The following is a 23,624-nucleotide window of genomic DNA, read 5'->3' on the forward strand; positions in this document are numbered from 1 at the left end:
CGTAGCCTTCTCAGGAACCTCCCCCGGCTTCTGCCATGGGGACCGCGTCGCCTTCTAGGATTGTTCATGAGCCGGACTCACCCGACGCCCCTCACACGCGCCAGCTCCACAGGATTGCCTTTCAACCGCCTGACCCTGGGCCTGTTGCTGGCCGGTAGCCACGCGGTGGCCAACGCCAGCGGCACCCAGTTACCGACCCAGACCGTCAGTGGCGAAGAGCAATACGGCTATCGCGCCGACAGCGCCTCGGTGGGCGGCTTCAGCGAAACACCGCTGCTGGACACCCCGGCCTCCATCAGCGTGATCAACGAAGAGCTGATCAAGGACCAGCAGGCCCGGCTGCTCAGCGACGTGCTGAAGAACGACGCCTCGGTGGGCCAGAGCTACGCGCCGGTGGGCTACTACGAAAACTTCGAGGTGCGCGGCTTCTCCCTGAACGCGGCCAGCAGCTACAAGATCAACAACCGCACCATCACCGGCGAACAGAACGTCGCCCTGGAAAACAAACAGCGGGTGGAACTGCTCAAGGGCCTTTCCGGCCTGCAAAGCGGGGTCAGCGAACCGGGTGGCTTGATCAACTACGTGACCAAGCGGCCCACGGATATCCGCTCGGTGACCGTCTCCACCGACGATCGCGGCAGCGGTTACCTGGCCACCGACGTCGGCGGCTGGTTCGGCAGCGAACAGCAGTTCGGCCTGCGCGCCAACCTGGCCCATGAAGACCTGCACTCCTATGTCGAGCACACCAACGGCCAGCGCGACTTCGCCTCCCTGGCCTTCGACTGGAACATCAGCCCCGATGCCCTGCTGCAACTGGATATCGAATACCAGAACAAGCAACAACGCTCGGCACCGGGCTATCAACTGCTGGGCGGCTCCAGCCTGCCCCACCACGCCTCGCCGAAAAAACTCCTGGGACACCAGAGCGGCTCAAAGCCGGTGACCAATGAATCGCTGAACATCGGCGGCAGTTTCGAATACCGCTTCAACGACGACTGGAAGGGCAACCTCAGTGCGTCGCGCAGCAAGGTGGTGATCGATGACTACAGTTCGTTTGCCTGGGGCGGCTGCACCACCGGCTGCATCAATGCCAACGGCAACTACTTCAGCCCGGAAGGCAACTACGACATCTACGACTTCCGCAGCCCCGACGACACCCGGCGCAACGATGAAGTGCAGGCGGTGCTCAACGGTCGTTTCGACACCGCAGGCCTGGGCCATGAGTTGAGCGTGGGGACCAGTGCATTTCGCCGCGTGGTGGACCGGCGCGAGTCCATCAATCAATGGGTTGGCACGGGCAATATCCAGAGCGAGCCGGAAAACTTCGACCGCTACAACGGCGCCCTCAACGACACCCACAAACGCCTCGACAGCCGCCAATACGGCCTGTTCCTCAGCGACCGCATCAGCTTCAACGAACAGTGGCAGACCGTCATCGGCGGACGCGAAGTACGCCTCGACGAAGAGAGCTTCGACAAGGACGGCGTGCGCGATCGCCACACCCAGCGCTATGTATTCCTGCCCCAGGCCGCGTTGATCTACAAACCGATCAGCGAACTGTCGCTGTACACCCAATACAGCAAGGGCCTGAGCCTGGGTGGCCAGGCCCCCTGGTTCGCCAGCAACAGTGGCGACACCCTGGCCCCCACCGTCTCCCGCCAAATCGAAACCGGGATCAAATACGACTGGCAGCGCATGAGTTTTACCGCCGCCCTGTTCCAGATGCGCCAGGCCTACCAGTACTCGCGCCCCGACGCTGCCGGCGGTTTCACCTACGTCCAGCAGGGCCAGCAAAAGAACACCGGCCTGGAGCTCTCCGCCAACGGCTGGGCCACCCAGCGCCTGCAGATTGCCGCCAGCGTCGCGGCGATTCGCTCCCGGGTCGAGGACACCGGCACCCCGGCCTACGAAGGCCACCAAACCCTCAACGTCCCCCGCCTGCGGGCCAGCCTCCAAGGCGACTACGCCCTGCCCTGGCTCGACGGCCTGGCCCTGCTGGGCGGCATGCAATACAGCGGCAGCAAGTACGCCGACCGCCAGGGCAACGTCGCCACCGGCGCCTACGCCATCTTCAACATCGGCAGCCGCTACAGCACGCGCATTGATGGCTACGAAACCGTGTTCCGCCTGACCGTGGACAACCTGTTCGACAAACGCTACTGGCGCGATGCAGGGGAATACATGGGCGACGACTACCTGTTCCAGGGCGCGCCGCTGACGGCGCGGTTGAGTGCTTCGGTGAATTTCTGATGCAGACGGCCCCTTCCTACCTCTACCGTAGGAGCCGGCTTGCCGGCGAAGGCGTCCTCAAGACCGCCCTCGCCAGCAGAAAGCACACCCAAATGCAGACCCGCCCCACAGAACGGCCGCTGTAGCACTACCGGGTGCTGACTTGATCGCTTACTTGGTCGGTTTGTTGGGTGGCATGCCCAGGCCCCGGGGAAGATCAGCAGTCCAACCACCAGTTCAACAGCGTCTCGTCCTCATCGTCGTCGAGGTTTTTATAGACATTGGCGTAGTACCACTCGATCCCGGTTTGCTCGCGGAAGCGATCGAACACCGCATTGATAGGGTCCATGCCATTCCTTGCAGGAACAGCAAATGACAGGTTCCCTTCGAACAGCCCATCCAGGGTTCCGCCCAGCTCACCAGCGACCTCGTTTTCAAGTTCACTGATCACCGTCGGATCAATGTAATCGGCATAGATCTGAATGCAGAAATTCCCGCCCCGCTTCAGCACTTGCGCCGGAGCATCGGGATTGCGGATTGAAACGATATCGCCCCGCGCCAGGTTCTGTGCCAGCCCCGGCGAGGACAGCAACTCGTAGGTATGCTCATCGATCTGCCGCGCCAGCAACTCCTCGCGAACGGCGCCATCGTCATCGGCCATGTACACCTGGATCAGCACAGGGGATTGCTTGTCATCCATACGAGGCTCCGCAGTTTCCAGGTTCAACACCTGATCCTTGTTCTATTACCCAACGCTTCCATCCCCTGCCTCAAGGCAACGGCTCAAAACGCCCACTGCCCGCATTCCACGCAAACCCCGGCAACTTGCAGTCCTGAAAGCCAATCCGCAGTTGCTCCCCCTCAGCCTGCACCTGCAAGGTATCCACCCCCAGGTTGCGACACCCCGGCGCCGCAACCGCCAGGCTCTGCAGCAACTTGCCACTGGCCTTGTCCATCACCTCCACCGTCGTGATCCGCCGATCACTACCCGGCATCGGCACCTGGAAATACCAGCGTTTGGTGGAAGCACTCTGCAACAGCGTGGTGACCGGCTGCGGCCACGAGCGATCCGAATCCACCAGGCCCACCAGCTTCAGCGCAATGGGCAAGGTCTTGCCCGTGCGATAACTGGTCCAGGTGCCGCGCACCTGCTCCTGCTGGCGGGAGTTCAGCAAGTCATTGAACTGCAGACGCGCCACCGGCAAGCCCTGCTCGTCCAGCTCATCCATGGCCAGCGTCTTGTTGCTGTAGCTGAAGGTCGGCTTGAGGCGGATCGGCGTGCGATAGCGCTGATAGGCATAGGTGCCCTGGTAGACCGCATTCTGGCTACCCAGAGTCAAGACAACCGCCTGCTTGCCCAAGGTCCCCTCATACACCCCGTGGGACGCCTGCGCCGGCAACAGCCACAGCGCCAACACCAGCACCATCAGCCCACGAGCAACATCAAACCCACGCATCAGAAACGCTCCTCGCCCGACGACAGATATTCCAAACGCTCAGGGGTGATCACCCGGTAATAATCCCAACGCCGAGTGCGCTTGTCGTAGTTGATGAAGTCCTGCTTGCTGAACTCCATCTGGCCACTGGGGGAAAAGCGCAGATCACCCTCCACCGCGAACTGCTCCAACTGCGGATGACGCCGATAGGTCCGCAGATCCCGGCTGTACAGGTAATACTGCGTGGGCGAGCACCACACCCGGCCATCCGCCTCGCCCACGCGATAGCCCTGGACCTGAAAATCCATCCGCGCCTCGGCATGAAAATGCCCGAAGGTCAGCGTCCTGGTGCCCACGGACGACAGACACCACTGCCCGCTAATCTCCTGCACCCGCTTACCGGTGGCCCGGCTGATCACCCGGATACTGTCCACCTGCGCCACCTCCTCCCCGGCCTTGCGCGCGGCATGCACACTGAAATAGAAATCCCGATCGAACACCGGCTGCAGCAACTCCCCCTCAAACGCCTGCCGCTGACTGTCGCCAAAACGTGTCACCCGCTGCAACTGCAACGGCTGCTGCGTGCCCGTACGCAAATCCACCAGACTGCCCTGCAGCGCCTCCGCCCCCTCGGCGAAAGGCTGCAACGACACCGCCGTCGCCGGCAGGGTCGGGTTGTCCATGATGTTGATCAAGAGCGCGGAGCCAGGGTGGAAAGGGGTGGATTCCAACGCCATGGGCAAGCGCTCGGACTCGGAGAACCAATAGCCGGACATACCGCCGCCGTATTGGGAGTCGTAGGTGAGCGCCAGTTCAACCGGCGTGTCGCCGAGGGTGCCGCGGTAGGTGGTGGTGGGGTTGGCTTGGGCGGTTGGGGTGAGGAGCCCGAGGCCGAGCAAGAGTGCGGCGGTCAGGCGGAACAGGAGCTGTTGCAGGTGACGCTGTTGGCCAGCCCTTGTTTGCGAACTACTGCCAATGGGCTGGGTCATGCCTGCGTTCCTTGCGGTGGGGAAAAGGGGGGCAGGATAGCAAAATCGATTGAAGGTCAGATGGTTTTGCCAAGGTCACTCTATAGCCGATATCCACCTTGCTGGTTTCAAGCACCTTGTGTGTAGCGGATCGATAAAACAGTAACCCCTTACGCGCAAACCAGACCTGCCTTACAGCGCTGCCGTTGTACCAAAGAAATGCCCTGCCTACAGTTTCAGACTTGATGAAAAGCCCTACCGGCCTCCATCCTGATACTTCGTTCCCCGGCCCTCTCGGCAATCAAAACCCGCACTGATCTGAAACCCCAGAAAGAGGCCACATGACCGACTCTCGCCCCCTCTCGCTGACCACCCCACCCGTTGGCTACAGCGACTGGCTGGCGGAGTTGAAAACCCGTATTCACCAAGCGCAGCAACGTGCCATGCGGACAGTGAACCGCGAGTTAGTCGCACTCTATTGGCACATCGGCCACGACATACTCCAACGCCAGAACCGCGAAGGCTGGGGTGCCAAAATCATCGAACGACTGGCTCAGGACTTGCGTGCAACCTTCCCCGATATGAAGGGTTTCTCCCGCGCCAACCTGATGTACATGCGCGCCTTTGCCGAGGCCTGGCCCGATTCTGAAATTGTCCAACAGGCTGTTGGACAATTGCCGTGGGGCCACAATCTGCTGCTGATCACCAAGCTGAAAGCTCCACAAGAGCGCCTGGTCTACGCCCAACGGGCCGTTGAATACGGCTGGTCCCGAAACGTGCTGGGCATGCACATCGAGACTCGCTTGCTGGAGCGTGAAGGCATGGCACAAACCAACTTTTCAACGCAGTTGCCGACCCCAAACTCGGACCTGGCCCAACAGCTGTTGAAAGACCCTTATGTATTCGACTTTCTCGATGTGAGCCGGGAGGCAAACGAGCGCGATATCGAACATGCCCTGGTACAGCATGTCACACGATTTCTGCTGGAATTAGGGGCAGGTTTTGCCTTTGTTGGTCGGCAAGTGGCACTGGAAGTGGGTGGAGAAGACTTCTTCATCGACCTGCTTTTTTATCACCTCAAACTGCACTGCTATGTGGTCATCGAACTGAAATCTGACAAGTTCAAACCTGAACACCTGGGCCAGTTGGGCTTCTACCTGACAGTCGTGGACAGCCAGATAAAAAGCCGGAAAGACGCCCCCAGCATCGGTTTGCTGTTGTGCAAAAGCAAAAACAAGGTCGTGGCGGAGTACGCATTGCGTGACAGCGCCAAACCCATGGGCGTAGCGGAGTATCAACTGAGGTCGGCGCTACCGGCGGAGTTGCAATCGACCTTGCCTAGCATCGAGCAGATAGAGCAGGAATTGGCTGAGCATTGAGTGGTGACAAGCATTGATGTAGCGGGATAGAAGGTGGGGCCGGCGTTACAAGAAACCCGCAAGCCATTGGTTATGTACAGCTATCAGTGGACTGGCTCATGTCGGATACTCCTAGTTGTAGGGGAAAGGGGCGCTAGATAGCAAAGTCCCCTCTCCCTGAAGATCGTTAGATAACAACTAACTCCAAAAACCCTAGAACCACCCCTCACAAAGTTTTTCCGTTTGGTCGAGAATCATCTGCGCGGCATCCTCGGCCTTGTCGGGCGGGTACTTGTAATGACGTAAAATCCGCCGCACCAAAATCCGCAACTTAGCCCGCACACTCTCGCGCCGGCTCCAATCGACACTGACATTGGCGCGCAAGCTCGCCGTCAGCTCATGAGCAATTTTCGCCAAAATCTCATCGCCCAGTTCACGCACCGAGGCTTCATTGGTAGCCAGGGCATCGTAAAACGCTAACTCATCCTCATTGAGCCCAAGCTTCTCGCCACGCTTGCTGGCAGCGGCAAATTTCTTGGCCATCTCGATCAACTCTTCGATCACCTGAGCCGTTTCGATCGAGCGGTTTTGGTAGCGCTTGATGACATTGGCGAGCAGCTCGGAGAACTTCTTTTCTTGGACCAAGTTGGAGCTGTAGCGGCTCTTAATTTCACCTTCGAGCAAGCGTTCCAGCAGCTCTACCGCAAGGTTCTTCTCCGGCAGGTTGCGTACATCGGCAAGAAAAGCCTCATCGAGCAGGCCGATATTAGGCTTGTCCAGCCCCACTGCTTCGAAGATGTCCACCACATCCCCAGAGACCACGGCATTACCGATGATCTGGCGAATCGCCAACTCACGCTCTTCATCGGTTTTCTTCTGCTGACTGACATCGCGCTTGATCAAAATCACCTTGATCGCTTGGAAAAAAGCCACCTCCTCACGCACTGCCTTGGCTGCATCCAAAGTGCAGCACAAGGTGAACGCCTTACTCATGGCCAGCGCGTTGTCAGCAAAACGCTTCTTACCGTCCTCCAAACCCAACACATGGTTGGCGGCTCCCGCCAATAGCTTGTGGCCTCCGGTTAGAAAATCGCTGTAATCAAAACCGTGCAACAAGCTGCGCAGGACATCGAGCCGCTCCTCCAACACCGCGTAGGCTTCATGAGCATCCACCGTTGGGCGCCCTTTGCCCTTGCTGCCGGTGTATTCCTTAAGCGCCGCTTTCAACTCGTTGGCGATACCGATGTAGTCCACCACCAGGCCGCCCTGCTTGTCCTTGAATACTCGGTTAACCCGGGCGATGGCCTGCATCAGGTTGTGGCCCTTCATCGGCTTGTCGACATACAGCGTATGAACACAAGGCGCATCGAATCCGGTCAGCCACATATCCCGGACGATCACCAACTTGAGCGGATCGAGGGGATCTTTGAAGCGTTTTTCCAGGCGCTTTTTGACCTGGCCAGAGTAGATATGCGGCTGCAACAAGGCCTTGTCCGAAGCGCTGCCGGTCATCACGATCTTGATCGCGCCTTTCTCCGGGTCTTCGTGGTGCCAGTCAGGGCGCAGGGCAACGATTTCGTTGTACAGATGCACACAGATTTCGCGGCTCATGGCGACCACCATGGCTTTGCCGGGCATCTGCCCCATGCCGACCAGCCCCAGATTGCGCTCCTCAAAGTGCGTGACCATATCCGCCGCCACGCTGTGAATACGCGGCGAGGCGCCCACTACCTTTTCCAACGCAGCCCAGCGACTTTTCAAGCGTGACTGTTGCTCGTCTTCTTCATCTTCGGCCAGCTCATCTACCTGATCGTCGATGTGCGGCAGTTCGCTTTCTTTCAAGGACAGCTTGGCCAGGCGTGACTCGTAGTAGATGGCGACGGTGGCGCCGTCTTCTGTGGCCTGCTGCATGTCGTAAACATGGATGTACTCACCGAACACCGAACGGGTATCGCGGTCTTCGCTGGACACCGGAGTGCCGGTAAAGGCCACGAATGTAGCGTTCGGCAGTGCATCGCGCAGGTGCTGGGCATAGCCCACTTCATAGCGCGCCCGGCTGTCTGCTGCCTGCAGGCCAGCGGGGGCTTTGAGCTCGGCATTAAAGCCGTATTGAGTGCGATGAGCCTCGTCGGCGATAACCACGATATTGGAGCGCAGGGACAGCACCGGAAAGCTGTCTTCATCCACGCCTGGCATAAACTTTTGAATGGTGGCGAACACAATGCCGCCACTGGGCCGGTTGGCCAGCTTGGTCCGCAGATCACCACGGGACTCCACCTGAACCGGCTGTTCCCGAAGCAAATCCTGAGACAGGGAGAACACCCCAAACAGCTGGCCGTCCAGATCGTTGCGGTCGGTGATGACCACAATGGTGGGGTTCTCCATCGCCGTTTCCTGCATCACCCGAGCGGCGAAGCAGGTCATGGTGATGCTCTTGCCCGAGCCCTGGGTGTGCCAAACCACACCGCCCTTATGGCTACCGCCAGGACGCGAAGCCACGACCACCTGCTGGATGGCGGCGCGCACGGCATGGAACTGGTGATAACCGGCAATCTTCTTCACCAAACGGCCGTCATCTTCGAACAACACAAAATAGCGCAGGTAATCGAGCAACATCTCTGGCGCCAGCGCACCACGGACTAAGGTTTCAAGCTCACTGAATTGCCCCAGCGGATCGAGGGTTTCACCGTCGATGGTGCGCCAGTTCATAAAGCGCTCGATGTCTGCCGACAGCGACCCCATTCGAGCTTCAGTACCATCGGAAATCACCAGGATTTCGTTGTACTGGAACACGTCCGGAATCTGCTCCTTGTAGGTCTGAAGCTGCTCAAAGGCTTTACCGATATCTGCGTTTACGTCAGCCGGGTTTTTCAACTCCAACAAGACCAGCGGCAACCCGTTAATGAACAAGATGATGTCCGGCCGACGAAGTTTTTTCGGCCCTTGGATGCGGAACTGATTGATGGCCAGCCAATCATTGGCTTTGACCTCAGCCCAATCGATCAAACGCACGAAATCGCCGCGGGTTTCGCCGTCCTTCTGGTACTGCACCGGTACGCCACTGACCAGTAGGCGATGGAACAAGCGGTTGGCCGAAAGCTGCACTGGCAAACCCAATTCCAGCACCTGCTTAAGGGCATCTTCACGGGCTGCCAATGGCACCTTGGGATTGAGCTTGGCCATCGCACTGCGTAAGCGCTCTACCAACACCACTTGCCGGTAATTATCACGCTCAGGGTGTTCTCCGTCGTGGGCGATATCTGGCCCGTACAAACGGGTGTAACCCACCTCTTCCAGCCAGCCGAGGGTTTCCTGCTCCAGTTGGTCTTCGGTCATTACGGCATTAGTCCCTTATCAATCCTCGACATTGGCCAGCAGCAGGCTGCCCAATTAAGTCGCTTCCCCAACCTCACAGGCGGGTCATCTAGTTATTGGCCACCCACGTCGCCCCTTGTGCAGTCAATCGGTACTTCTGTGCCGGGCTGCGTGGCGAATCGGGGTGAGTCATTTCGATCAACCCGGCCACTAATGCCGGGTTCAAGTAGTTGTTACGGAAGGTCGGGCGATGGGCCAATTGCAACTGCTGCATCAGCTCTCCCGCTTTCAGGGCAACACCGCCACCCAGCACGTGGAGCAGGCGGGCTACTTGGTCGCTTACTTGATCGGTTACTTGGTCGCTTTGGCCACAATCGAGCAAGGCCTGGTGCAAGGCTTGCAACATGAACTCCACAAAAGGCGTGGCCTCGCTGCGTTGATCCGCGGTACTCAGCGCAGCGTAATAAGCCTCTTGCTGCTCGCGAATCACCGTCTCCACGGGCAGCCAGGCCAAAACGGGACGCCATAGACTAAGAATCAGCGTTTGCCACAAGCGCCCCATCCGCCCGTTGCCATCGGCGAACGGGTGGATGAACTCGAATTCGTAGTGAAAGACACAGCTCGCCAGCAGTGGGTGCAGATCCGTGCTGGACAGCCAACTGAGCAGGTCGTCCACCAAGGTGGGTACACGGCTAGCCGGCGGGGCCATATGCACCAGCTTATGCTCGCGATAGATACCGACCCCAGCACGGCGAAACTGCCCGGCATCGTCGATAAGCCCGTGCATCAACAGGGCATGAGCCTCCAGCAAATGCTCGCGCAACGCCGGGCGCCAGCCAGGCATGGCCTCATAAGCGGCAAAAGCATTACGCACTTCCTGGATCTCCCGGGGCAGGCCTAATACCCGCCGCCCCTCCAGAACGGCCGTCACCTGCTCCAGGCTCAGCGTGTTGTTCTCGATGGCCAGCGAAGCTTGGATAGTGCGAATGCGATTACCCCGTCGCAGCTGCGGCGTCAGGACTGCCTCATGCCGCGCCGACAACCGCCCCACCTGCTCGCTGATCTGCGCAACAAGCACGAGCATGGTTGGGGTCAGGGTCAACGGCGGCTGATAGCGGCTCATGGGCTAGGCCACCGCTCGACCAGAGGCTTGGGACTGCTCACGCAGAGGCCTCCCATTCTTTGGCGGTTAACTCGCCGGTTTGGTGGAAGCGCCGAACACGTCCGAGGAACTCGGCAAAATCGCCATTTTCTTCGCTGAGGCGGTTGCACATGTCCCAGTCGATATCACTGCGTTCCCGCGCTGGAATCAGAATCTGGCTTTCCGTGGGGTTCTCCACATCCAATTGGATCACCCCAATGCCATGGGCAGCGGCGAGCATACGCAGCTCTTTGAGCGTGCCATCGCCTTCCACCGTAGCAGCCACCAAGTAGCCAAAATGCGCCCAGGAGGAATTGGACACCGTCTGGAAAAAACACTTGCGGGCATTGGAGCGGTTGAGCAGCAACTTGACCTCGAACGACCACAACCGAGCGCGTCGCTCACCCAATACACGAACGCACTCACGCACATCCGCCGTCCAGTCGGCGGTCAGGTTTTCCAGCCCGACCAGATCCGGGTGCAGCCATTCATTGCCACCGCTGCCGGCGCGGTTGGAGGAGCGCTTTTCGTTGATACGCATGGCATTCACGCACTGCTCTTCTGAAAGCAGGTACCGCGCCAGCAAGGGATAGAGCGCGTGCTCACGTAACCGCGAGGACTCGGGCAATTCTGTGATTTCGGGTGAGAGGCCCTCCGCCGCCGCGACCTCGGCATTGGCGTCCAACTCCGACCAGTAATAGTGACGTGGCCGGCCTTCTGTGGTTTTCAGCTGCGGGTGCTGCTTTTGCCAGCGAGGACGCGAGCCCGCGATTTCGGCCGCCAGTTGCTGTACAAGGTCAGCGTCGGTCTGAATATGGCTGCCGCTGCCGGCTTTCTTGACTGCACATTCGGCGGGGAACTGCTCGAATATCCACTGCGCCAGTTCACGGGCGGTGTGTTGGGTGTCGGGCTGGCTTTGCAGGCGTTCGATGACGCGTTCGCGCAGGTTAAGAGCCATGTTAGATAGCCTCCGACAGGATCTTTTCCGTAGCGGCTGTCGCTTCTGGTAGGCGCAGTTGGCCGGAGATTAAACGGGGTAGAAGGGTGTCGCGGAGCTGGGTGAGGGTGTGGGCTCGCTGTTCATTACCGAAAATCATCTGATGAATCGGTTCAACAATACTATTGAACTGCTCAATAATCGCTTTCGGTGGATAAACAATATGAAGGCGCTTTAAGTCAGCCACAGTGACATGACCAAGTCCAGTTGTCTGTTTGTTACGCGCAAGCTCAGCAAATACCGGCTTTAGATTTTTAAGTACCTGGAGAACAAAAGAACGATCAATAGGGTCATGCGGCAAAACACGAAATATATGCTGATTAAGTAGAGCCGGCTCATACCCCCAAACAAAAGTATCAATGGAGGTATCTGGATTACCAGACCAAGAAAAAAGGATATCACCTGTATCAATTAGATACTTAGCTGGCATATCAATATCTGAAAATGCTGTTTGCGAGGTAACGCCTGACTTCAGCTCCGCAATCTTGATGATTGGTAATCCGCGACGTTCCGAATTAGGTTCAAACGTTTTATAAGCAGCTCCGTTAATGTAAGAAGCCATTTCATAGATAGGTCGCGTAGTCCACCCCATAGGTACCAAACCTAGATCGGATTCATCAAAACTATTGGGGAATAATGCTGAAGTAGCAGCGTCCAAACCCTCAGGCTCAAGCCCTTCTGCCTTGAGCCGCACAGGGTCAAAATCGACAAACCAAGACTTGAAAAATGCTCGAGCGACAGCCTCTAGAGTGGAGTTTGTTTCACGCAACAGGGAAATTCGCTCAGAAATAGCAAAATAGTAATCCCCAATAAACTCCTGCCTTTCTTGATCAGGCACAGGAATATTTAATTTATTAAAATCCCCTTTCTTAAAGTGAGGAATCATACTCCCAACGTGCATATTATCAATTTGAGCCTGAACAATCGAAGAGCGCAACACAGCAAAAAGATACTTTGGATAGATCTTGGACGAGTCCGCTCTAACGGCAACCATATCCTGAGCAATGCAAAAACCCACAGGATCTGGAACCCAATTTGTCCTACCTGGACTGCCTTTACAGACAAACAAAATATCGCCCGGCTTTGGATGCCCTCGAAACCAAGTCCGATAAGTTTCGTCATCTACAAATCGCACTGTTTCACACGCAGGGTATAGCGAGTTATTACTAATACAATTCGTTGCAATCAGGGGTATTCCGGAGTCACCAACCGGACAGGTTCTACCTCTATTATCAACAATCGATAACAATAATTCTGTAAACGGAATCCATTCAAAACTCATAACCCAACCCTCCAAGTTTCTGGCGGATCAATTGGTCGAGTTCCTCTCCTTTGACCATCTGCTCTCCCAATAAGACAGTAAGGCTCTGCATTTTTTCAGTAAAATCTTGATCATCTTCTTCCACTACCTGCGCCCCCACATAGCGCCCAGGGGTAAGCACATGTTGATGTTCAGCGATCTCAGCTAAAGTCACGCTGCGGCAGAAACCAGCGACATCAGAGTACTCAGTAATATCACCGCCTATATCCAACGGTTCGCCGCGCCAGTTAGCCACGGTCTGAGCAATACATTCGATGTCGCTATCGAGCAGCTCAATCTGCACTCGACTGATATTTTTACCTAGCTTACGTGCATCTATAAACAGCACCTCGCCAGGACGAGTAGCTTTCTTTTTCGTGAGGAACCACAAGCAAGCAGGGATCTGTGTGTTGAAAAATAACTGACCAGGCAGTGCAATCATCACTTCCACTACATCCGCCTCGACCATGGCCTTACGAATGTCACCTTCAGTGTTCTGATTGGAGCTCATCGAGCCATTGGCCAAGACAATACCGGCACGACCGCTTGATTTGAGGTGAAAAAGCATATGTTGCAGCCACGCGAAGTTAGCGTTGCCCTGCGGTGGCGTGCCGTACACCCAGCGCGGGTCACCGTCCAAGCTGCCATGCCACCAGTCGCTGATATTGAATGGTGGATTGGCCAGCACAAAGTCTGCGCGCAGATCGCTGTGTTGGTTACGGATAAAGGTGTCGGCTGGCTCTTTGCCGAGGTTGAAGTCAATGCCACGAATTGCCAGGTTCATTGCCGCTAGACGCCAGGTAGTCGGATTGGACTCCTGGCCATAAATGGAGACGTCACCCAATTTTCCACCGTGAGCCTCAATAAACTTTTCCGACTGCACAAACATGCCGCCCGAACCGCAGCATGGGTCGTAGACCTTGCCATGATGCGGGTTAAGCACCGCAACCAAGGTTTTAACGATGCTGGCCGGCGTGTAGAACTGCCCGCCTTTTTTACCTTCGGCACTGGCGAATTGACCAAGGAAGTATTCATACACCTGGCCCAGCAGATCGCGAGCCTGGTTGGCGTCGCCACCGAAACCGATGGTCGATATCAAATCGACCAACTCACCAAGCTTGCCGTCCGGCAACTGGGCACGGGCGTAACGCTTGTCGAGGATATTTTTCAGGCTAGCGTTTTCCGCTTCGATGGCGGCCAATGCTTCATCAATACGTTTGCCAATATCGACCTGCTTAGCAGCAGCGCGCAGTGACTCCCAACGCGCCACTTCCGGCACCCAGAACACGTTGACTTCGGTGTAGTAGTCACGCTCTTCCAGCTCTTGGGCTAACAGTTCGGCGTCGTCGCTGCCCAGGTAGTAATCATCGTTGGCATCGGTAAAACGACGCTTCAGCTCGGCACTCCGGCCGGCGAAGCTGTCGGAGATGTACTTGAGAAAGATCAAACCGAGAACGATGTGCTTGTACTCGGCGGCGTCCATATTGGCGCGCATCTTGTCGGCGGTGGCCCACAGGGTTTTTTGTAGGTCTTGCAGCGTGTTGTTGGTGGTCTTGACCGCTGCCTTGGCTTTACGTCCTGGCTTTTTTTTAGCCGGTTCAGCCTCCAGGCCTTCGGGGGATTCGTTTGGTGTGTAACGCGCTCGGGCTTCGTTCAATGCTTGCTCGGCGAGGCTGATAGCAGCCTGTTTGCCAGTCTTTTGATCCGTCATGGACAAATTCCTACCTTCAACGCAGATGAGTTGCGCAACAAAAATGAAAAACCAACCCCTGAGGCTGGTTAAAGATGGACTGCATGATACCGGGCTGATGGCTTTTCGTCAGAACCCAGGCTTGAGTCGGCGAAAAATCACGAGGCGTCGCAAAAACTTCCCGTCCTTCGATGCCCAATGTAAGGCCAGTCCCTTTCTATTAAGCGACTTTTCCTAGAGAATCCAGACCGCTTGCGCCTGTGAAAGCAGCTGTCTAGGCTCGGTTCATCACTGCATATCAGTGATCGGGTTTAGCAGCTCGAAACATCACATTGGGCGCATCGACGTCACCTGTTGGCAGAGTTTTTCTTCTGCTTTTTATGGTGGCTGTGCGCAGGGCACCTTCGGGTGCGCCGGTTTCCAATGTGACCGGTCTGCTAACCTGCGTACAGCTGCCACTCCTTCGTTTAGCAGCGATCGCTGGCAGCTCCATTCACATTGGAGATGCACCATGAAAAAGCTCGTTCCCGATCCGCCCATGTCCTTGCCTGGGCAATTCAGAACCCCCGAACACGATATCGACACCCAGCGCATTCGCTTGGCCTTGGCGGCGCATAGCGCTGAAACCTCGATCCTCAACAACCTGAAAGACACCGTGTCTACGTCCGTAGGTCATCAATCCATGTTCAGTGTCCGCCCCGGCATCAATGCCGAAGAAGCGTTGGTGCATGTGTCGTTGCTGCTGGACTGTGCGGTACAGGTCAGCGATGAAATTACCGAGCGCGCCAGCGGTGTGGAGCGTGGGTTGATTTGGTCGATGATCCATTCGGTGGAGATGGCTAGAGCAGTGGTGGATTCGTTGCTGGATGCAAATAAGCCGACCGAAGCCTCGGTAACGGATTAAACGCCACGCAGATGTAAGACAAGAAAACGGGGTAAGGCGTGACTTACCCCGTTTTCCATCACAGCTCTACCCGCACAATTATTGCTCACCGATCACAAGCAACACATCGTCGATATACCGCCCTTCAGCACCATGGGTGCCATTACGCAAATACCCAGGAATCATCTGCTGAAACTCAGTACGGTCGGCGGGAAGGAACTCAAGCAAAGCCTCCAACATCGCGGGCCTCAGCAATCGTTGATTAGCCGGCACATCTGGCAAGTTCGGCCGAATAACATTTTCCTCCAGCCATACCAGCTTCTCTCGCAAGCTGTAGTTACCCTCAAGGGTAATGCTCTCAGCGTGCTCTCGTTGCTCATCGGCCACTTGTTGGCTTGAAAGCTCCTCAGACTCTTCCTTGGCCTCTTCTACTTTTTCCACCGGTTCGGTTCGTAACCGCGCCAGTTCCTGAAGAATGGGTTCAATCTGCACCCGGGCATTGCGGAACCAGTCCACTGACCAAATACGACGAATATTCCAACCCAACTGCTCCAATACACTTTGGCGCAAGCGATCACGGTCTCGCGCCGACTTCGCTGAATGATAGGCCGCGCCATCGCACTCAATTCCCATCAAATAGCGGCCTGGTTGCCCGGGATCACGTACCGCCAGATCGATGAAGAATCCGGCTACACCCACCTGGGGCTCACATTGATAGCCGTGGCGCGCCAGCATCTCAATAACAGCGACCTCAAAATCACTATCCGGTGCTCGCTCAGTTTCCTTGATATGGGGCATACGACCAGATTCAGCAAAGTGCAGAAAATCTCGCAGTGCCTGCACGCCACGACTGGAAGTACTGGTCACCAGTACATCGCTCGACCCAAACGAGGAAAATACCTGCATGCGCTTCTTGGAACGGGTGTACAGCACGTTCAAACGCCGCCATCCGCTGGCACCGTTAATAGGACCGAAACGCTGTGGTACGGTACCGCCTACTTCCATCGGACCATAAGTACCAGAGATGTAAATTACATCGCGCTCGTCACCTTGAACGTTTTCCAAGTTCTTGATAAACAGCGGCTCACCCAGGCTTTGATTGCGATCCAGCGCGACTTGTAGCTGGGGACTTTGCTTGGCAAGTAGCTCAAGCATCCTCTCGATCTGCTCAGCTTGCTTGACGTTCATTGCCACCACCCCCAAGGATTCATCAGGGCGATGAATCACATGGTGCTCGATAGCCTTGGCGACTACCTCCGCTTCTTCGATATTGCGCTGTTCAACAAAGCGTCCACGGGGAACCCTTACAAACTTAACCCCGAACTCTGCGGACTCACGATGAGGCGAGGGATAGACCACCAAGTTGCTTTCATAGAAAGCTTTGTTAGAGAAGGCAATGAGGCTCTCGTGACGTGAACGGTAGTGCCAACGTAGACGACGCAGTTTGAACAACGGCATCGCCGCTTCCAAAATGCTTTCCGAGTCTTCGGCCAATGAAGCATCCGCATCGTCGGCATCCGAGTCGCCCCCATTACGGGAGAAAAAGTTAGTCGGTGGCAGCTGTTTTGGATCTCCTACAACTACCAACTGTTTGCCACGCGCAATACTGCCCAACGCCTCCTCCGGACGCATTTGAGAGGCTTCGTCCATTACGACCAAATCAAACTCGATATGCCCAGCCGGCAAGTATTGAGCGACAGCCATTGGCGACATCATGAAGCAGGGTTTGAGACCCTGTAGCGCTTCCGCTGCACGATTCATCAGGCTACGAATCGGTACGTGTCGAGTTTTTTTCTCAGCCTCACGCTGCAATAACGCCAATTGCGTAAAGTCCCTGACCGCGCCATGACTATTGCCAGCAGGAACGCTGTTCTGACTTATACGTGACGAAACCTGCTCACGCTGCAGACGCTTGAGTTGCTCGTCAATCTCAGCAAAACGCGTACGAATAGCCTCCTGCTCCTTGCCCGAGAACTGTCCTAATGCAGGATCAAGCTCAAGGATTTTTAACGCCCAGCTATCAAGAAGACCAAGCAAACAGGCATCGATACAGCGCTCAGACTCCAATTGTTGCGTTTCGATTGCTTCGACTACAGTCTCGAAACCCAGCTCAACCAAATGCGAACGCAAACGGCGGTATTCAAACCAATGGTCAAGCAAGTCAGGGTTTTGCGCGGCCCAGGCTAATCGATCAGCCATAGGCTCAAAGTCAGCTGTTTCAACGGACTGCCACCACTGACTACCCACAACCGCAGCGCTTTGGAAAAATGCTTCCTGTGCTAGCTGCCAAGACTCCACGACCTTGGAGAGCACTGCGCCTTGTTGATGCCAATGAAGTATGAGTTCCTCAGCTTCCTTAGGTGTGCAGGCGGTTAGCTGCGGAATGAGGATGTCTCGAATCGGTAAAGCCAAAATCGGCTGGACGAAAGCAACAGTGTGCCGCCAGGTGGTCAAGCGAGGGCGCGCAGCCGAAAGGTTGTCTATCCGAGGGAGTTCCTCACCTAGCAGGCAGGTTTGCAGAACAGCATCACTTTGCAGTGCTGTCGAACGGGACTGCCAACTTTCCACGGCCTGAATCAACTGAAGCAACCGCCCCATAGTGGGCGCTTCTTCGCTAATCACAGGTAACAGCGAACGCAGCGGGATCCCAACATCCCTGACAAGGCGAACATACAGGCCCTGTGGGGCAAGTAAGTCCTCTGAACGTAAGTCATGACTGTCGAAAGGCAACAGGTCTTCCAGGTCCAGGCAATGCTCAAGTACATCGAGCAAATAGGATTCGAGCTCAGCACTATCGCCAGAAACCCCAGCTAGTAACTCCCCATCAGTTTTAAGCAGATACTCTGCTATCCAGACCTTTGCACCGAATCCACGTCCGCACTCAGCCCGCAACGTTTTGTACCAGCCTCGCAAGCGTTTGAGTGAGTCGACCGGCGTATCCAATCCTTGAAAATGCTCGCCCAACTTATCACTGAGAACTTTGTTGTCATTGAGTTGAGCGTGTTTTTTCAGGTAGGCAATTGCATCAGGTAGGACCGGCTGTAACTGCTTTAATTTGATGCCTGGCCGTGCCATGGCCATAACTTCATTTTTTGCTGAGCGCCATTGCCCCTTGAACCAACGAAAGAGTGATTTATCAGCCAGAACCCGACTCAAATCCTCAAGCCGCGTATAGCTAGGCAAGCGATCTAGAGTGAAGTGATCCGCAGTTTGCTCCTGCAGTTTCTTGATAGCTGGAACTTCGATATCCAGTTCTGCAATGACTTCATCCAAAGCCTCATCTTCAAAGCGCTTATGCCGAAGAGAAACCAGATCCGCCGGCATTGCTGTGAGCATTTGCAGAAACAGAACTAGCTGTTCGATACCAGTGAAGTCGCTTCGTAACCCCTCAACCGTAGCTCCCTCCTGCAACAACTGAATCAGCCGCTGAACCCGCGGCGCTAACTCCAATAGATCCTCTGCTTCTTCGATTACATCCAGCAGGGCGTTGAGGGAGAGTGCTTCATCAGCATTGTGCAAACGTATAGCTGCACTGGCCTGCTTTACAGCCGCTATCGCTGCCCCAGAACTGATGACGTCGGCTCGCAGAGAGCGAGTCAAAGTCGTCTGCTGATCCAACAACGAATCCATTCCCTGAAGCCAAAGCCTCAATGCCTCGCATGACTCTATATCCAACCGCCCTAACAGGTCCCAATCCTCATCACCTTTAGGCAATGCGAGTACTGGAATTGAAGCGGCCAAAGCGCCTAACTGATCTGGGCTGTAGGCTTCCAAAACAACCGCCTGTAGCTGCAGTGACAATTGAGGACGAAGAGCAGCCAAACGGCTGAGTGCCTGCTGGGCATGAGACAGATGCTCTAGAAGCGCAGAACGCTCGGCACCTACCAATCGAGTCTTTGTACTGCCAAACCAAGGATGGGTTTCCAACCTGCCTGCCTGACCAGCCTCTTCGGCGGTCTTGCGATAAATATGAGCATAAAAACCGGCTTGCTCTTGCAAGTGCTCTTTGTCGATTTTCGCCTCTGACTGCGGATGCAGATCAGAAGGTCTGATCGTTAGCGCTTCACGCAAACGAGTCGCCTGCATCAGCACTTCATGAACGGTCATACCTGACTCTTCAAAAGAGGCATGCAGATGATGTACGTGTTTATTCAGCTGCTGCTTCAATCGCTCATAGTTGGCAATCAGATCCGCCAGCTGCTTGGGTGAGCAAAAAACACCGCTGTTCTGGATTCGCTGCCGGATGCTATCGATGACTGAGCTCTTTTGACTCTTATGGCTGTGCAGCTCTAAACAAAAATCGCCCAGACCAGCCCTGGTCAGGCGGCTTTTTACCACTTCGAGTGCGGCACGCTTCTCGGCAACAAATAACACCTTTTTACCTTGAGCCAGCGCCGCGGCAATCATGTTAGTGATGGTTTGGGACTTACCCGTGCCCGGCGGCCCTTCAATCACCAAGTCATCACCCCGAATTACATCTATCAAGGCGCTGTGCTGAGAGCTATCAGCATCGTCAATTAGCGGGAACTGTTGGTGGACTTGCTCAATCTCGTCAATTGAGTGCTCAACGCAAAACGCACCCTGTTTTCCTGACGAGTTGGCCGGTAAGCCGTCCATTCCTGTTAGTCGCTGAACCAGGCCATGATCCAACAGTGACTGCTCTTTCCACCGACCAGGATCAAGGTCGAGATACATCATCAACTTGCCAAACTCGAACAAGCCAAGAGATGCATAACGATGCACCTTCCAATCAGGCTTAATCTTCAATACAGTTTCAACGATGCGCTCGAAGTACTCCTCAGGCGTGCTGTCATCGGTGATTCGTGGCAACGCGATACCAAAGTCGACGCGAAGTTTTTCACGCAATGACAGGTTGGTAAGAATGTCCTCACCGGTTGGATGGACGCGGTACTCGAATGTTGCAGTTTGGGGGTTGAGTTTACCCTTCTCCAAATTGACTGGCACCAGCATCAATGGCGCTAAACGGCTGCTGTCTTTACCTGCTACCGACTCATCCCACTCTAGAAAACCGAGTGCCAGATAAAGGATATTCGCCCCCGTCTCCTCCAGAGCCGATCGTGATTGGGCGTGCAAAATCTGTAATCGTGATTCCATCTCTGCAGGGTAATAAAGCGTCTGAATTGCATCATCAGAATGCTTGCCTGATCTGCTGTTCTCTGAAGGCAGCGGAAGTTCATAACTTGTGGCCATCCCCAGAATCTGTGCCCAAGCTTCCGCTGTTGGCTGTTTCTTCAGCTCAACAACAGCCCCTGTCTTCTCGTCTAACTTTAAAAAACCATGGGTAAGCAGCTGCCTCTCGGTAGGCTCAGGGACTGCGGCGAACCGCATGGATTTTTCATCTGCCAAAGACTCAAACAAATGGTCCGGCAGCTCATCAATAATCCGAACGAAGCGCTTGGAGCGTGCATGTGAGAAGTTCAACAGTCGATTACGGGCACTGAGATCAAGAAGCCTGCTACGTAGTTTCTCCAAACTATCGGGTATCTCACTTGGAGGAGTATCAAGGTCATCCCAGTCCGCAAGTGGCTCAGACTCAGCGGACTTGGCATGCTCGTTCGCTTCAGCATCGAACCGATAAACCGAGCCCCCGCGACCGGCCCCCTTATTGAGCACCCCCTTTGCAATGAGCTCATCACGGAGGCTCCAATACTCCTCCTCAGAGACAGAGAAATTTTGCAGTTCCGCCCGTCGATCAATCCGATCTCTCAGTGACTTATTGCCAACAGCCGTGCCGTCCGCTGGGACTAGCTCCAATATCCATTGACGAACAAGTTCATGGCGTTGGGTAGCCAAAGATTCAGGGCCTGAGTTCACGTCGATCACCGCTAATGTGTTGGGGCAACTGCCTTATGAATTTTTCCTGAGCACGGTAAACCGATGCTCAGCTTCAGCTGGCCGCGATAACAAGAGAGGCTTTGGGGGGACGCTACCGATATTTCAGAGCGTTCGAGATGCCATCCTTGGAAAACAACGGTCTGCTTGGAATTTGATGGCCGTCACAATATCCAGCACACGAAGCCAGGTAAAGGCAAAGTGCCGCCACGTTATCGTTTTCCTCACTTCGTCGACGATTGGTCGTTCACTTTAACGTCCCATAATTGATGCTAAAGCACCCGCCCTGGCTCATCTCTGCTGTTTAAGCATCTGGCTTTAGTACTCAGTCAGAGGCTAAATGCAATGCTACGTTTGTACATAAAAGAGAAAATAACGATTCAGCAAAGCTGTATTAACGAACATTCCGATAAAGCATCAACCGCGCCCCCTCATGCATCCCCGGGTCAACTCCAGCAACCGTTCAAACTCCTGCGGATGCTCCTGCGCCACATCCTCTCGCGGGGTATTCGACGCCAAATCATGCAAAGTCGCGCCACTGCCGTCGTGCTGCATCTGCAACAAAAAGTCCTTGGTCACGCCGCCAATCACCGGGAAGGTCCCTTCCCTCAATACCAGCGGCACCACCCGCTCCCCCTCCGGCGCGGGCTGTTGAATGTCCCGCCCCATGGCGCCATTGGTGAAGGGCATCCCGGCCATGCCAGCTACGGTGGGCAGCAGGTCGGCGAGGCCGACGGCTTCTTCGATCACTCTGGGCTGCAACATCCCCGGGGCATGGATCAGCAGCGGTACGTTGTTGCTTTCCAGCCCCAGCTGTTCAAAGGCGGGGGCCATGTGGGGGATCTGGCTGATGCGGGTGTTGTGGTCGCCGAAGAACACGAAAATCGTGTTGTCGTAGTAGCCCCCCGCTTTGGCGATCTCCATCAGCCGACCGATGTTGAAGTCCAGCAGGCGCACGGCGTTGTATTGCTCCAGGCTGCGGGAACCGGCGGCCTGGACTTGTTCCAGAGGCAGGTCTTGAACTTGGAAGCCGTCGTTGTCCTTGGGGATGGTGAAGGGGCGGTGATTGCCGGAGGTTTGCAGGTAGGCAAAGAACGGTTGGTCCTGGGGGATGGCGCGCAGCAGGCGGTCGCTTTCCTTGAACAGGTCGAGGTCGGAGATGCCCCAGACGTCCACCTGGGGCGATTGCCAGTGGCTTTCGTCGTACAGGCGCACGTTGTCGATGCTCTGGCGGATCAGGCCGTTGATGTTGGCCCAGCCGGCGTTGCCGCCGATCAGGTAGAGCTTGTGGTAGTCGCTGAAGGCGTTGATCAGGCTGTGTTGCCGAGTGATCAGGGGCTGGCGGGTGGCGGTCTCTTGGCGGGTGACGTCGGGCACACCGGTGATGCTGGCCCACACGGTTTTGGCGGTGCCGGTGACCGGGACGTAGAAGTGTTTGAAGAACCAGCTCTGGCTGGCCAGGCGGTCGAGGTTGGGGGTGGGGTTGAGCGGGTTGCCGTAGGCGCCCACGGCGCTGGTGCCGAGGGATTCGAGCATGACGAAGATGACGTTGGGCGGCCGGGGGCGGTCGATGCGGTATGGCTGCACGTCTTGTTGGCGGGTGAAGCTCAGGCGCTGCGGGTCCGGGTGGTCGACGCCGAGGTAGCGGGCCAGGGCCGGATAGTGTTGGCGCACTTGGGCTTCGTCGTACTGGGCTTGGCCGGCCTTGAGGGTGTCGTAGAAGAACAGCACGGGGTTGAGGCCCAGGGCGGCGATCTGGCTGTTGCCGGAGAAGTAGGCATCGCTCCAGCGCAAGGGCACGGGGTTCTCCAGGTTGAGGTTTTCTACCCGGCCCAGCAGGGCGAGGAACACGGCGGCGATGCCCAGGGCGCTGACGCTGGCCAGGGACCAGCGGCCCAGGGGTTGCGCCGGGCGGTCTAGGGTCAGGCGTTCCAGGCGCAGCAAGGCGTAGCACCACAGGCTCAGGGCGCTGCCCCAGGCGAGGACGATCCACAGCACCGGGTAGCTTTCCCAGAGCATTTGCTGGGAGATCTGTGCGTCGTCCAGGTAGCGCAGCACCGTGGCGTTGATGCGTACGCCCAGGTAGGCGTAGTGGCCGAAGTCGATGATGTACAGCAGCCCTACCCCGCCCAGCACCAGCAGCAGGTAGGCCCGGGCCAGCCAGCGCAAAGTTGGCAGGCGCAGCAGGTTCCAGCGCGGCAGCCAGGCCAGCAGGGCCAGGGGCAGCAGTATCAGCAAGGTCAGGCGCAGGTCGAAGCGCAGGCCGATGCCGAGGGTCTGGAGGATGGCCTCGCGCTGGTCGGCGGCGCTCAGGTCCACCCCGGAAAAACCCACGGCGAACAGCAGCCGCAGCAGTGCCAGCAAGCCGAATACCAGCCCGATTGCGCCCACGCCGTAGCGCAGGCGGCGTGATTGCAACCCGCCCATCATTGACCTCTGTCTGGTGTTGTCGAA

The 23,624-nt window shown here is 56.3% G+C and carries 12 protein-coding genes and 1 pseudogene; 3 read left to right on the plus strand and 10 right to left on the minus strand.

The genetic code is table 11. The features are described 5' to 3' along the window. Positions 1 to 66: 66 nt before the first annotated feature. Positions 67 to 2,250: a TonB-dependent siderophore receptor gene (locus tag LOY69_RS19025; RefSeq protein ID WP_265073421.1), complete on the plus strand. Its 2,184-nt coding sequence runs from the start codon at positions 67 to 69 to the stop codon at positions 2,248 to 2,250. Between the two features lie 196 nt (positions 2,251 to 2,446). Here LOY69_RS19025 and LOY69_RS19030 read toward each other — a convergent pair whose 3' ends face one another. From LOY69_RS19030 to LOY69_RS19040, 3 genes are all read right to left on the minus strand, one after another. Then, positions 2,447 to 2,929, minus strand: a complete 483-nt coding sequence (locus LOY69_RS19030; RefSeq protein WP_265074912.1) for a DUF4265 domain-containing protein — start codon at positions 2,927 to 2,929, stop codon at positions 2,447 to 2,449. Positions 2,930 to 2,999: 70 nt separating this feature from the next. Further along, positions 3,000 to 3,686 carry a hypothetical protein gene (locus LOY69_RS19035; RefSeq protein ID WP_265073422.1) on the minus strand — a complete coding sequence of 229 codons (687 nt, stop codon included), beginning with the start codon at positions 3,684 to 3,686 and terminating at the stop codon, positions 3,000 to 3,002. After that, positions 3,686 to 4,654 (minus strand): hypothetical protein, encoded by a 969-nt coding sequence (locus LOY69_RS19040; RefSeq protein ID WP_265073423.1) that lies wholly within the window; start codon positions 4,652 to 4,654, stop codon positions 3,686 to 3,688. Before LOY69_RS19040 ends, LOY69_RS19035 begins: the two co-directional genes overlap by 1 nt. 320 nt (positions 4,655 to 4,974) lie before the next feature. Between LOY69_RS19040 and LOY69_RS19045 the strand changes: the two genes are divergently transcribed. Then, positions 4,975 to 6,012 carry a PDDEXK nuclease domain-containing protein gene (locus tag LOY69_RS19045; protein ID WP_265073424.1) on the plus strand — a complete coding sequence of 346 codons (1,038 nt, stop codon included), beginning with the start codon at positions 4,975 to 4,977 and terminating at the stop codon, positions 6,010 to 6,012. Between the two features lie 192 nt (positions 6,013 to 6,204). Here LOY69_RS19045 and LOY69_RS19050 read toward each other — a convergent pair whose 3' ends face one another. The 5 genes from LOY69_RS19050 to LOY69_RS19070 form a co-directional block, all read right to left on the minus strand. After that, a complete protein-coding gene (locus LOY69_RS19050; protein ID WP_265073425.1) occupies positions 6,205 to 9,327 on the minus strand; it encodes a type I restriction endonuclease subunit R in 3,123 nt (1,040 codons plus the stop codon). Positions 9,328 to 9,415: 88 nt separating this feature from the next. Next, positions 9,416 to 10,429: a Fic family protein gene (locus LOY69_RS19055; RefSeq protein ID WP_265073426.1), complete on the minus strand. Its 1,014-nt coding sequence runs from the start codon at positions 10,427 to 10,429 to the stop codon at positions 9,416 to 9,418. 37 nt (positions 10,430 to 10,466) lie between these two features. Then, entirely contained in the window at positions 10,467 to 11,405 is a 939-nt protein-coding gene (locus tag LOY69_RS19060; protein WP_265073427.1) for a COG2958 family protein, read from the minus strand. Between the two features lies 1 nt (position 11,406). Next, positions 11,407 to 12,726, minus strand: coding sequence for a restriction endonuclease subunit S (locus LOY69_RS19065; RefSeq protein ID WP_265073428.1), 1,320 nt, complete (start codon positions 12,724 to 12,726; stop codon positions 11,407 to 11,409). Further along, positions 12,716 to 14,455, minus strand: a complete 1,740-nt coding sequence (locus tag LOY69_RS19070; protein ID WP_265073429.1) for a type I restriction-modification system subunit M — start codon at positions 14,453 to 14,455, stop codon at positions 12,716 to 12,718. Before LOY69_RS19070 ends, LOY69_RS19065 begins: the two co-directional genes overlap by 11 nt. A 490-nt stretch (positions 14,456 to 14,945) precedes the next feature. Between LOY69_RS19070 and LOY69_RS19075 the strand changes: the two genes are divergently transcribed. Continuing rightward, positions 14,946 to 15,338: a DUF3077 domain-containing protein gene (locus tag LOY69_RS19075; RefSeq protein ID WP_265073430.1), complete on the plus strand. Its 393-nt coding sequence runs from the start codon at positions 14,946 to 14,948 to the stop codon at positions 15,336 to 15,338. A gap of 78 nt (positions 15,339 to 15,416) precedes the next feature. Here LOY69_RS19075 and hhe read toward each other — a convergent pair whose 3' ends face one another. Then, on the minus strand, positions 15,417 to 21,161 hold the full coding sequence (gene hhe, locus LOY69_RS19080; protein WP_265073431.1) for a DUF4011 domain-containing anti-phage protein Hhe: 5,745 nt from the start codon (positions 21,159 to 21,161) through the stop codon (positions 15,417 to 15,419). 403 nt (positions 21,162 to 21,564) lie between these two features. After that, positions 21,565 to 23,597: pseudogene (locus LOY69_RS19085) on the minus strand (LTA synthase family protein). Between the last annotated feature and the right edge of the window lie 27 nt (positions 23,598 to 23,624).

Origin of the sequence: Pseudomonas sp. B21-059 (genome assembly GCF_026016285.1) — a bacterium.
In the GTDB taxonomy this organism is placed as follows: domain Bacteria; phylum Pseudomonadota; class Gammaproteobacteria; order Pseudomonadales; family Pseudomonadaceae; genus Aquipseudomonas; species Aquipseudomonas danubii.